Source organism: Bacillus sp. CFBP9009, from assembly GCF_036541465.1.
Lineage (GTDB): Bacteria > Bacillota > Bacilli > Bacillales > DSM-1321 > Peribacillus.
The window spans coordinates 731,398-744,217 of sequence record NZ_JAZHFU010000002.1 but is presented as its reverse complement, the minus strand read 5'-3'; the positions used below and the strand labels follow the sequence as shown (position 1 = coordinate 744,217).

10 protein-coding genes and 2 pseudogenes are annotated in these 12,820 nt (G+C 36.5%); 8 read left to right on the top strand and 4 right to left on the bottom strand.

All coding sequences use genetic code 11. The features are described from left to right. Window positions 1-128 precede the first annotated feature (128 nt). The 3 genes and pseudogenes from V3595_RS08715 to V3595_RS08705 all read left to right on the top strand — a co-directional run bounded on the left by V3595_RS08715 (window position 129) and on the right by V3595_RS08705 (window position 3,346). A complete protein-coding gene (locus V3595_RS08715; protein ID WP_485906601.1) occupies window positions 129-1,382 on the top strand; it encodes an MFS transporter in 1,254 nt (417 codons plus the stop codon). Between the two features lie 381 nt (window positions 1,383-1,763). Then, window positions 1,764-2,170 (top strand): annotated as a pseudogene (gene gloA2, locus V3595_RS08710) (SMU1112c/YaeR family gloxylase I-like metalloprotein). Between the two features lie 291 nt (window positions 2,171-2,461). After that, a complete protein-coding gene (locus V3595_RS08705) occupies window positions 2,462-3,346 on the top strand; it encodes a DMT family transporter (protein ID WP_485906600.1) in 885 nt (294 codons plus the stop codon). A 97-nt stretch (window positions 3,347-3,443) separates the two neighbouring features. Here V3595_RS08705 and V3595_RS08700 read toward each other — a convergent pair whose 3' ends face one another. Then, window positions 3,444-4,130, bottom strand: a complete 687-nt coding sequence (locus V3595_RS08700; protein WP_485906598.1) for an ArsR/SmtB family transcription factor — start codon at window positions 4,128-4,130, stop codon at window positions 3,444-3,446. Between the two features lie 444 nt (window positions 4,131-4,574). On the opposite strand from V3595_RS08700, the pseudogene V3595_RS08695 reads away from it, so the two are divergent. From V3595_RS08695 to V3595_RS08685, 3 genes and pseudogenes are all read left to right on the top strand, one after another. Continuing rightward, window positions 4,575-4,676 (top strand): annotated as a pseudogene (locus V3595_RS08695) (IS6 family transposase); the annotation flags it as partial. A 466-nt stretch (window positions 4,677-5,142) separates the two neighbouring features. Then, on the top strand, window positions 5,143-5,907 hold the full coding sequence (locus V3595_RS08690) for a hypothetical protein (protein WP_485906597.1): 765 nt from the start codon (window positions 5,143-5,145) through the stop codon (window positions 5,905-5,907). Window positions 5,908-6,392: 485 nt separating this feature from the next. After that, window positions 6,393-7,805, top strand: coding sequence for a DHA2 family efflux MFS transporter permease subunit (locus V3595_RS08685; RefSeq protein ID WP_485906595.1), 1,413 nt, complete (start codon window positions 6,393-6,395; stop codon window positions 7,803-7,805). A gap of 121 nt (window positions 7,806-7,926) precedes the next feature. Here V3595_RS08685 and V3595_RS08680 read toward each other — a convergent pair whose 3' ends face one another. Beyond that, window positions 7,927-8,172 carry a hypothetical protein gene (locus tag V3595_RS08680; protein WP_485906594.1) on the bottom strand — a complete coding sequence of 82 codons (246 nt, stop codon included), beginning with the start codon at window positions 8,170-8,172 and terminating at the stop codon, window positions 7,927-7,929. 491 nt (window positions 8,173-8,663) lie between these two features. Between V3595_RS08680 and V3595_RS08675 the strand changes: the two genes are divergently transcribed. Then, a complete protein-coding gene (locus V3595_RS08675) occupies window positions 8,664-9,017 on the top strand; it encodes a hypothetical protein (RefSeq protein ID WP_202317168.1) in 354 nt (117 codons plus the stop codon). 279 nt (window positions 9,018-9,296) lie between these two features. Beyond that, complete coding sequence (gene gloA2 / locus V3595_RS08670; protein WP_485906592.1) at window positions 9,297-9,683, top strand: SMU1112c/YaeR family gloxylase I-like metalloprotein; 387 nt, start codon at window positions 9,297-9,299, stop codon at window positions 9,681-9,683. Between the two features lie 986 nt (window positions 9,684-10,669). On the opposite strand, the gene V3595_RS08665 is transcribed toward gloA2 (V3595_RS08670), so the two are convergent. Both V3595_RS08665 and V3595_RS08660 read right to left on the bottom strand, forming a co-directional pair. Continuing rightward, a complete protein-coding gene (locus V3595_RS08665) occupies window positions 10,670-11,467 on the bottom strand; it encodes a carbon-nitrogen hydrolase family protein (RefSeq protein ID WP_485906590.1) in 798 nt (265 codons plus the stop codon). Window positions 11,468-11,488: 21 nt separating this feature from the next. Further along, on the bottom strand, window positions 11,489-12,763 hold the full coding sequence (locus V3595_RS08660; RefSeq protein WP_485906588.1) for a sigma-54 interaction domain-containing protein: 1,275 nt from the start codon (window positions 12,761-12,763) through the stop codon (window positions 11,489-11,491). Window positions 12,764-12,820 lie beyond the last annotated feature (57 nt).

Below are 12,820 nucleotides of genomic sequence, written 5' to 3'. Positions count from 1 at the left end.
ATAATAATAGAAAATCCTATATGTTTGACATAAAGGCACCGATAATCTTTGAACCCGCATCCTCGACCCATGATCCTGTTTTCTTAAAGTTGTGATGAAAATTAAAGCTAAACTAGGGGGCTATGCTAGTGAACAAATTAGCATTCGGTCAAAATCCAAAAATGATTTTGTTATTACTTTTTGCAGGTAATTTGTTCTCGGCACTGGATCGCTTTGTCATTAATTATGGGATTGTCCATATATCCGATGACCTCCAATTGAGCGCATCCTCCACAGGTCTGATATTAAGCGTCTTCTTTTTAGGATATGCGATAATGCAGATCCCAGGCGGCTGGATGGCCGATCGTTTCGGCGCTAGAATCGTTCTGATTGTCTCTGTCTTTAGTTTTACCATTTTTACCAGTCTGACAGGATTGGCCTGGTCTTTTGTTTCGTTGCTGGTCATTCGTTTTATGTTCGGATTGGGGGAAGGAAGTTTCTTTCCTGCTGGGGCCAAAATGATAGCAGTGTCCATTGCGGAAGAAAAGCGATCCCGGGCAATGTCTTTGTTTCTTTCCGCACTCACTGTTGCAGGTGTCATTTCACCCATTCTCGCAGCCACTCTGCTTGTTAGTATCGGATGGAGGATGATGTTTGGCATTATTGGGATTTTCGGGTTTACGATTGGGTTGCTATATTTGTTCTTTTTAAAACCAAGAGTAGGGAGTCAGGGCCCGCGAGAAGTAGATTCCTTAACGGAAGTTCCTGTCAAAGGTTCTTTTATTAAGCTGTTTAAAACCCCCTTGGTCCTTAGTTTGATGGCTGCCTCGTTTGCATATGGTTTCATCAGCTGGGGAGTGATGTCATGGATGCCGACTTACTTGGTGCAGGAACGTGGACTGAATTTAATTTCCATGGGTCTTTTACAGATGATCCCTGCAATAGCGTCGGTGGCTTTCTATATTATCGCCGGTTATGTATTGGATAAAGTGAAAGTTGGTCGGGAAAAATGGATAGGGGGCTTTAGTGGATTAGGTCTAGCATTATTCGTGTATCTCATGTTTCATGCAGAAACGGTAACGGGAGTTATCATCTATCAATCCATTATACCTATATTTTCCGCAGCCTTATCCACTATCATTTTTAGTCTGCCGCTGAAGTATTTACCGGAAGCAATCGGAGGTTCTGCAGTGGGAGTGGTCAATTTAGGGATGCAAGTGGCTGGCTTCATCGCTCCTTTAACGATTGGTTTTGTCATAGACGCTTTCGATGGATCGTTTAATGGAGCTGTTTGGTTATTGGTTTCATTCGGAGTCGTTTGTTTTATCGCTTTTATGACCTTGAAAGCGGTTAAGGAAAATTTCAAATCAGAAAATCCACAAACAATTCCTGCTGTAAAATAGATTATATAAATGAAGGCAAAAGTGGGCGTTAGAATTTATAAAAGTTTGTTCGAAATGGTATATAGAGAGTGAAATAAGTCTGCCAGCTACTATCTTGAAAAGCCTGATGTTACTGAATTCAGTTAACAGGGCTTTTTATTTTTTTATACGATATTATCAATAATATTATTAAAAAACAGTATGGCCTGGGTATTTTCCATGATTAAAATATACAATTTTTCTAATGTGCTGAAATTAATCTATTTGGTGGAGTGTAAGACCTATATCCGGTGAAAGGGCAATGGATGTACCAGTATCGTGCACTGGAGTCCGAAGGAAGCACTGAAATCTAAGTTTTTATTAATGTATAACTTTGGTAAAATTAGTTTATAAAAACAATCAATGTTCTTAGGGAGGACGCAAATAAAGGTAAAAAAAATACATCATGTAGCAAAAATTTGTTCTGATTATGAAAAGTCAAAGAACTTCTATGTAAATATTTTAGGGTGTGATATCGAGAAGGAAACATATCGGTCAGAAAGGAAATCGTATAAATTGGATCTAATTGTGGAGGGGAATATCAGCTGGAATTGTTCTCATTTCCTGATAGCCCCCATCGTCCTAGTTATCCAGAAGCTAGAGGGCTTAGACATCTTGCTTTTGAAGTAGAAGACATTAATCAAGCGATTGAAGATTTAGAAAATGAAAACATTCCAGTCGAATCTATCCGTGTTGATGAGTTAACAGGAAAAAGGTTTACTTTTTTTTGTGATCCGGATGATTTGCCTCTAGAAATATATGAAAAGTAGGAATTACAAGCCTAGATAGGTTGTTGATGAGAGAGCTTTAAGGCATGAAGTTTGATAGAAGAGGTAAAACTTCAAGAATTGAGGTAAACTCTTTTTTGAAATTTGATTTGTATAGATGAATATGATGATTTAAAGAGGTTACTTATGCGAATTAAACATGAAGATTCCCTTTAATATGTCGATATTATTAAATTTATCTCCACTTGTATTCCATATTTCGATTAGAGCTGAAATAATCAACAGCTATAATATCTGTAGATCGGTCATTTAAATATGTCAGGAGATAAAAAAATGAATGTTTACAAATTTACACTGTTGATACTTTTAACGACATTTTTGATGGGTTCTTCTTTTGCAGTAGTTAAAATTGGTCTACCTTATTCATCCCCATTATTATTAGCAGCATTACGCTTCACACTTGCCGGGCTCATAATGGCGATGATCGTAATCTTTTTTAAAAGACCGCATCCAAACTCTAAAGGGGATTGGATAAAAATCCTTATTATCGGCACTTTTCAAACAGCCGGAGTAATGGGGTGCATTTTCCTGAGTTTACGCACTATTACAGCAAGTGAATCCTCAATTCTTACATTCACGAACCCGTTACTTGTTGTTGTATTCGGTACTATCTTTTCACAAACACGCTATAAACTATATCAATGGATTGGTGTTTTATTAGGATTAGTTGGAGTAATTATAACGATGGGAGCGCAACTTGAATTTAAGGTCGGTATTCTTTTCGGTATTCTTTCTTCTGTTTTCTGGGCCATTTCCACTTTATTGGCGAAAAAATGGGGGGCGATTTCCGATACATGGGTATTATCTGCCTATCAGATGCTTTTTGGCGGTTTACTGCTTTTACTAGGCAGCTTTATTCTTGAAAAACCATTTTTCATAATGAATGGCAATTCGTTGTTCATTTTATTATGGTTAAGTATCATGTCATCGATCGTTCAATTTGCTGTTTGGTATTACCTTTTACAAAAGAGTGATCCAGGAAAAACAAGTGCCTTTTTATTTTTGGCACCTTTCTTCGGTGTTTTATCAGGGTGGGCACTATTAGGTGAACCGATATACACTTCACTCCTAATTGGCGGACTGTTTATTATCATTGGCATCTATCTTGTAAATAGCAATTTCCAAAAGGAAAATAAATTCGTTAAAAGTGCTTTATAGTAATCGTATTGATTGTTCTAAGCTGCTAAAGACAGAAAATCCCTCATAATGAAAAAGAAAAGAGCCTCTTTCTTTTTCACCATGAGGGATTATTAAATTATACCTCTATACAAAAAACTTCTTTAAATCCTTCTTTCCCTTTAGGTGTGACTTTTACTGCGCGAATAGATGGAACACGGACTATCCAGCCTAAATCAAAAAAATGTGTAAGAAGCCCATTTCCTAAAGCTCCGCCAAGATGATGGTGACGTTCACTCCAGTCTAAACATGAGTGGGAAAATGAACGGCGTTTTCTTCTTAAATCAAGTAAATCGATGCCGAATTCAGAAAAAAAATGATCTCCTTTGGGTGTAACTGTAAACTCTCTCTCTACTTTTTTCAAATATCCGGCTTTCAACATCGATTCAGTTAATTGGACTCCTAGTTTTCCTGCCAAATGATCATAGCAAGTTCTGGCTTCCTGAAGCATTTTAACTTGGCTTGATTGTTTTAAAGACCGAACTTGCGGAGGTGGGGAAATGGCAAGAAACGATTCTAAAATGTGCGCAATATCTCCATTTGCTAGCTGATAGTAACGATGTCGTCCGTGTTTCTCAACTTTAACAAGGTTACCTTCCACTAATTTAGAAAGGTGAAAGCTGGCGGTCTGAGGTGTTATTACAGCCATCAATGCTAATTCACCTGCAGTATGAAAACGCCCATCCAGTAAACTTGCAAGTATTGTTGCACGTGACGTTTCCCCAAGGAGGGAGGCTATCTCCACCATATTTGGATTTATACTCACAATAATTACCAACCTTTCTAACCGATATTTTAGTTGAGTTATAGTTTGAATAAGCTGAACGCATTAAAAATATGTAAACTTATACTACTATTATACAGTACCGCTGCCCTGGTGATATTCTGTATATTCACGATTCCTGCTTTTATATTTGAAAAAGGATATTGGACCCTTAGCAGAAAGATGACGGCCGATAAAATAGTCCAAATCGCAGTGCAGGGTGAAATCATAGATTAAAAGATTTGGCCTTTCCGTGAAATCTTAATCCGCTGGCACTCCCGTTTGAATTTCACTTCAACAAAAAAGCTTGAACGAGTAATTATAAAGGTTCAATTGTTTCCTGAATACTGGAAGGTATTTGGCGATCTATATTCGAAGGTTTTTTATAGATGTAAAAGGAAGATTCTACTTCAGAGGCGGCATTAACAGCCAGGGAAAGTATACTAATTAAGTGGCATTAAAGCAATGCATATGAAAAAAGGACAACTTCACCAACCGGTGAAAACTGCCCAAAATCAAAAAATTCTCTATAAATTATTTAGATGCTAGTGAATCCTCACTCGAAAGAAATTAATGGTCTATGCTTTTAGTGAACGTTTTTTAACATAACTTTTTTAAATTTTGAAGCAGGAGAAGTGTTTTTAGCCCAACTAGAAATAATAATGAAATGGGAAAGGGTAAAAGAACCAGGTATCAAGAACATTACATTTTGAGTCGTTTCTAAAGGGTTTTATTGATAAAATGAACGAGATAAATTGGGGGCATCCGTTAAATTGCGTGCTTTTTTTATTGAGGAGAGATTATGAAATCAGGAGAGGTTAAAAAGAAGACTGTAAAGAAGAAAGACTGTCTATCCTTTGGATAAGCGTTTATTAATGAAGTATATTCTTTGTAAACTAGGCATACATTCTTACATGTTCACTAACAGTAAATGTTCCTTAATAGTCTTGGAATAAATACCGGTGAATAGTCCCTTTTGTCGAATTTAGTAGTCAAATAGGAGGGAATGAAGAGTATGAAAATATCAGACGTTGGATTTAAAGGTCAAGTTTTTGGATTTATAAAGTTCACACCTTTTGTGGAAAGTTTTTTGTCTGGAGATTTATATATGAATAATTTCAAAAAGTATATTGATATAGAAAGTGCTTCAGGAGAAAAAGGTGTAGGAGACAAATTTGAAGCAGCACATGTTTTTACGGAATTAACAATGAATTTCTTTACTCAAGATACCAATGAATTAATAATGTCGGGACGAACTAAAAAAATGAATTTCAGAAAAAATATAAATGAAAAAAGGCCATTATATTGTATGTTTGCAATTGTTGGCGATATGTTGAAAGTGGTTAAGGAGGATGAAAAGTATTACTATACCAAATTTGATTTACCTAATGAACAAATCGATAAAATGATCAGGGAGTTCGGAGATAGCTTAATTTTTGTTACCCCATCGCAATTTATTGACAGAATTACTAGAACACTCAATGAAAAAGGTTATGCTTACAGAGGGGGCTTGGTAAAATATGATGATTATAACATCAATTCCTCAGCTAGGATGAGCTCTTATAAAAATCAAGGGACTGATATTTATTTTTGGAAAGATAAATACTTTGAAAATCAATATGAATATCGCATAGTTCTCACAGAACAAGAAGTTGATGAAGCCTTAATTGTGAACATAGGTGATATTTCAGACATTAGTACTATTTTTAATGCAAATGAATTTTTCAGTGATAAATTTGAAATTAGATTACGAAAGAAAGGAAATCTAAGCATCCATTAAATTGGGTGCTTTTTATTTGCAGGAGGGAAAAAGATTTGAACTTTTTAAAGAATGAAATAGTAGAGTTAAAATAACCGCGATTACTAGGATTATCACTTATTATATTCAAAAGCCCAGCATGATTTTGCTACGTATCTCCATCTTTATATTTATAAAACCTACCCGTGGTAAAGACCTAATTATCTTCTGAATATGGAATAATTATAAACCACACAGTTCAAACCAATACTAGTGAATGTAAATGAGTTTATTATAATTCTTGTTTTAGTAATTATTCAAAAAAGAGAGCGCCGTTCAATAGAGTACAAAATTCAGTAAAACCACTCTGAATATGACGATTTTCTTCTATTTATTTGTAGGGTAAGTAAGTATTTAATGCCTAAATTATTGCTTTTATTTTTAACAGCAAATTACTGGAAATCTGATGTAAATTCGTGTAATCTACAAAAGTATGTTTTTTTCCAAATCGTAAAGGGGGACCATAATTGAGTTCAACAAATCGTAAACAGACAACAATTGTTGCTCTTTTGCTTGCGGGTACATTCATTGCGATCTTGAATCAAACATTAATGATTACCGCCATTCCTCCTGTAATGGAGGAGATGAATGTTACGGCAAATAGTGCACAGTGGCTAACAACAGTTTTTATGCTGGTTAATGGGATCATGATCCCTGTTAGCGCGTTTTTACTGGAGCGCTTTACCACCAGACAGCTTTTCCTTTCCGCGATGGGGATTTTTGCTATTGGTACATTGGTAGCGGGGCTAGCTACAAATTTTGGAATGCTGCTGCTAGGGCGGATGATTCAGTCGAGCGGAGCCGGAATTATGCTCCCGTTAATGCAAACAGTCTTCCTAATGATTTTCCCTGTTCATAAACGGGGTGCAGCTATGGGACTGGTCGGACTGGTCATTTCCTTCGCGCCGGCTATTGGGCCCGCTTTGTCGGGCTGGGTTACGGAAACCTACTCATGGAGGGTGTTATTCTTTATCATTCTACCAATTGCTATTATTGATATCATAGTTGCGTTCTTCGCTTTAAAAAATGTAACAGAAGTTACACGGCCAAAAGTGGATGTGCTTTCGATTGTCTTATCTTCCGTGGGATTCGGTGGATTATTGTATGGATTTACAGCTGCTGGTAATTATGGCTGGACAGACGAGAGTACCATCATATCCCTAGGCATTGGGACAATTTCACTTGTTTGGTTCATCAAAAGGCAATTGCGATTGAAGCATCCAATGCTGGAGTTCCGTGTGTTCACGTATTCATTATTCCCGATTGCTATCATTATTGGAGCCATTACCTTTATGGGTCTGATAGGTGCCGAAACGCTCATCCCGCTATTTATGCAAAACATGCGAGGATTTACTGCGTTTGAAGCTGGATTAGCGATACTCCCTGGAGCACTTATTACCGGAATAATGTCCCCGTTCATTGGACGAATTTTTGACCGGATTGGGGCCAGGTGGCTGGTTATTGGCGGATTACTCCTCATAACCGCTTCCTCCTTTACTTTTATAGATGTTGGTCCTTCGACAAGTTTTACATTTATAATGGTAATGTACAGTATACGGATGTTCGGATTAGCCATGGTTATGATGCCTGTTTCAACGGCCGCCTTAAACCAGCTGCCTAAACGGTTAATTGCCCATGGTGCAGCAATGGATAATACGATGAAAATGATTGCCGCATCTGTAGGTACAGCAATACTTGTTACTGTGATGACATCAGCTACCGAAAATGCTCAGCAGCGTCCCGAGATAGTACATCCTGATATGTATGGCGCGCAAATCTCATTTATTGTCATCGCTGTACTTTCGTTAATTAGCTTCCTCATTTCTTTTAAAATAAAGGATAAAAAATCAGCAGGAAAAGAATTCGGAGAGAAGAATTAAATATTTGAATCCGAAGAAGTGATACAGAAGATACGGTCAACTAGGGATTATGAGCTCCTACCTTTCGCTATTAATGAAGCAGAGGAGCAGCGCAATGCTCTTTTTGCAGCCGGTGTGCAATTCATTTCTCAGTGCAAGCATTTTCAGCTTGAACATATTTTGCAGGAGTAATATGCTCCTGCTCAGCAATGCCTTCGGCAATCAGCCACTCCAAAAATAATTTATAATCAAGAACGTAATTCAATAGGGTGGAAGGAGATCGAATATCCAATTTATTGTCAACATATTCAACGATATAGAAAGGCATGGACTTAACCAGTTGTTCCAATTTCTGCTTATGGACTTGATGTTGTCTGGTATTGGCCATTGTTTTACTCCTTTTTTAACTTTAATTTATGCGTAAAATTCAATTTTTACGCATAAATGGATACCTCTAATCAGAGTGATATTGAAATAGTTAGTTAAAACCTTTCAGAAAACCTTTGACTAACGGTACTTTAGTTCTATACAAAATGAGTGAAGGCCACAATAATATAAGACGGGGGAAGAATTGCTCGTGGTGATTGAAGAACAGCGAAATAAGTTTATAAAGCTCGTCCAACAAGATCTGCTCGATGAAACAATTTTCGGGAGATTTTCATAAGAGTAGGTTTTTTCGAGGTCCTCATTGTGAGGGCTTTTTTTGCAAATATAAACATCCAATTAATTCTAGGTATTTTGGGAGTAATGAGCGTATACTGTATTGGATGCGCTTGAAAAAGAGTATTTTAAAAATAAGCCCATTTTACTAGGTTGGTTTGATATACTAGAAATGGAAAAATTGAGAGTGTCATTTTAATGAGTAGGGAAGTGTAAAAAATGCTCTGGAAAATTTACTTTTGGCTAATTATAGCTATTTCGATAGCTTCAATGTTTGTAGAAGCGGTTCATGGTCCGGTGATAGAAACTACGGATACTGTAATCAGTATTATTTCCACAATTGGATTTTTTGGTTATGTATATAACAAACAATTGTTATCAAAGTCATTCTGGAAATTCATATTTATAATTACTGTAATTGAAGTGCTTGCATACACAATGTTGGATGTGCTTAATGATCCAGAACTTGGAGTAGGAGGAATGATTTTCGTTACAGCTTTCACACTTATCATAATGTATCCTTTCTTTCTAGGTTTATATAGATATGGATTCCGTAAGCAAAATTTAGCTTAGTGACTTCATAATAGCAGGTGCATTTGTTTGAATAAGGCATTAAAAAAGGAGACCATAAAATATGTTAGCAGTCGATAATTATATTGATTCTATTAAAGCTAACCTTGAGAAACATTCAGATTTGTTAGTAGGTAACCTTAAAAATATCATTACATACAACTATGTACCAGTATCGTGCAGTGGAGTCAGAACGAAGGATTGAAATCTAAGTTTTTATTATTGTATAACTTAGGTAAAATTAGATCTTAAAACTAACAACATCTTTTAGGGAGGAAGCAAATGAAGGTAAATAAAATACATCATGTAGCAATAATTTGTTCCGATTATGAAAAGTCAAAGAACTTCTATGTAAATATTTTAGGGTGTGATATCGAGAAGGAAACATATCGGTCAGAAAGGAAATCGTATAAATTGGATCTTATCGTCGGAGGGGAATATCAGCTGGAATTATTCTCATTTCCTGATAGCCCCCATCGTCCTAGTTATCCTGAAGCTAGAGGGCTTAGACACCTTGCTTTTGAAGTGGAAGATATTAATCAAGCGATTGAAGATTTAGAAAATGAAAACATTCCAGTCGAACCTATCCGTGTTGATGAGTTAACAGGAAAAAGGTTTACTTTTTTTTGTGATCCGGATGATTTGCCTCTAGAGATATATGAAAAGTAGCAAATTGCAGTATTGAAATATATATTTCAATATAATAAAAGAATTCATCAATGTGCCCTAAAACATTTAAAACGAAAATGGAATCATTTTGTGATTTCCGTTTTAGTTTCTGTATTTTTAACGTCATAAAATCGAATTATATATTAAATTTTATCTACTTAGTGCTTATAAATTTCATTACCTAGATTAAAGATAGGATTTAACATCTTCTCCGGCAATTGCTTTCCAAATAATCAAATTGTATGGTCTTGATTATGTGTAAACATTTGATGCAGCCTGTTACTGTTAAAAATGATGGAATCTCTTTGATCAAATGCCACGCCATATACCCTCAGCATAAATTCATCCGATATGAACTGTCGGAAATCTAACATTTTCTTCTATGTATATTCCTATTCCTTTACCTTCAAGCATAGTATAAAAAATACTTTCCCCTTATTGTCTGCATGCATGCCATCAGTTGTTGTTCCCTTAACGGAGTACTAAAGTTTCTCAGTAAGGCTGTGTCGATAGCATATAAATTTCTTCCTATAAACTGGAAGTAGTTCAAAGTAGAGCGTTCCGCAGACAATGGCTCACACTTAGGGACAGTACCAGCAACACCATTTTTAAATTCATCCCTAGGTTGGAATAGTGATTTATTCAAGAGGTAACATCTTTTGAGAACAATTATTAGGAGAAAACATCGTTTCATAACAAAATAAGAGCGTCCAGTTACTTTTTATTAACAATCAGGTTAACAAAAAAGTAACCATTAACACCATAATGCTAGATTATATGAGCATTGACTGCAACATACTACAGCATCAGCCTCACTAAATTCTAGTTAAAATCTTAAGATTTATGAGGAAATATGGTTTTATACCAGTCTGCATATGATAGCTGTGGAGACGGTAATGAAGCAAGTTGAATTGATGGAGGAGAATACGGGCTTTTAGTAAATCAATAAAGCCCTTTTATAACATGTGACCCAAAGTGTCTTTGGCTTATAAACCATGACCGCGATAAAACTCCGGCCTTCTGTTGGACAAATAATTCAAAACTCCTTTCGACCGTTCGGTCTCTTCCAAATCGATTTCAACGACAGGCAGTATTTCATTGTTATCTGCCTTGTATATTGTTTTCCCATCCGGCGCGACAACCTGGCTTTCCCCAAAAAAGATGTTATCAATATGCAATCCGACTTTATTTGTCACTGCAGTAAATAGATGGTTTTCAATAGCCCTAGAATGAACAAAAGCATTTTGATATATTTGGTAGGGAACCATATTGGCAGACAAAATAAAGATGATCTCTGCTCCTTGCAGTGCCAGCAAGCGCGCCATTTCAGGAAACTCGAGATCATATGTGATTAATAAACCGAACTTGCCTTCCGGAGCCTCAATCACCACACAGCGGTCTCCTGATGAAAAGTGCTTTTGTTCTTCATGATAAAGATGCGTTTTTCTGTACACATCGACTATCTCTCCGTTTTTATTAATGAAAACAGCCGAGTTATATAAACAATCATCTTGTTTTTCTGGAAATCCAAAGATGACGCCTATCTGATACTCTTTCGCACAGGCACAAATTGCTTGTACGCTTTCTCCTTCGACAGTTTCGCCTAAATCTTTGATTTGTTCATTCATAATATAGCCTGTTAAAAACAATTCCGGAAAGAGCACATAATCTGCTTGTTTTTGTTTTGCTTCTTTTATCATTTCTATAGATCTTTTCAAGTTGTATCCTTTATTCAACAGTTCACACTTTAATTGGGCAAGTGCTATACGCAGTGTCCTGGCCATTTACTTTCCTCCTATAGTAGATCAATTTTCACTATTATATTTTTTTAGCTTTTTTGAAATCGTTGATTGATCAACATGTAAGTATTGAGCTGTTTTATATGTGTTTTGAAAGACCTGGTAAGTTTGTAAAATCAGATCCTTTTCGAGCGCTTCTTTTGCTTCTTTTAAAGAAGTAAAGGTAGCGGCGTTCCGATAGCGATCAGGATTGTAGGTGAAAGCAGGCAGGTTCCTTTCCTTACTCTCATCATGTGATGGTGTATCTAAGACTGAAAAATTGGTAACCACAAGTCTTTCTATTGTATTCTCCAGCTCCCTGACATTTCCTGGCCAATCAGCATCCATTAACCCTTCCAACAATTGCTTATCCAATATGTAGTTTCGGTTATATTTCCGATTGAAATTTTGCAAGAAATTTTGAGCGAGTTCCGGGATGCTCTCTTTCCTCTCTCTCAAAGGCGGAATAGTTAATGGAATTACGTTTAATCGATAAAATAAATCTTCTCGAAACTGTCGCTTTTGAACTAAAGAGGAAAGGTCTTTATTTGTTGCTGCGATGAGACGGACATCAATCATCTGGAACGTCGTCCCTCCCACTTTCCGAATCCGACTTTCCTGAATAACATCAAGCAATTTAGACTGAACATTCAGCGGTAATTCTGCTATTTCATCAAGAAAAATGGTCCCCTTTTCAGCTGCTTGAAACAAACCTGTTTTCCCTTTATTTTTTCCGCCTGTAAAAGAGCCGGCTTCGTATCCAAACAGCTCAGACTCCACCAAATTTTCAGGCAGTGTACTGCAATTGATGGAAATGAAAGGACCTTTATTCCTTGTGCTCTTTTGGTGAATCAGTTTGGCGATCGCACTTTTGCCAACTCCTGATTCTCCCAGCAGCAAGACAGTAGAATTCACATCAGATACCTTTTCAATGATATTGATAATTTTTTGCATGGACGGGGAATTAATAATCAACTCGGAAAAGGGTTGTTTTCGCTGGGAGACCAACAAATTAACGCTCGATAAATTAATAAAGGTAACCAACTTGTTGTTCTTCAAAGGATCATGAAGTGATAGGGAATGAACGATCACACTTGTCCCTTGAAGAGTTTGAAGAAGCTGAACGTCTTGCTTCAGGTCACATCCTCCAATAAAAAGGTCTCGCCATTTCACATGGGTAAAGTTAATTCCTTCTGCAAGCAGATGGCTGCTTTCATCCAGCACTTTACTCAAATCCCCAAACATCTTGATAATCATCCCCTGATCATTTAGTAAACAGCTAAAACTATTCTTATGATCCAAAATTTGCTCACTCCTTTCAATGATGCGAAGATTCATCTTTGATGATTAAATTCATCG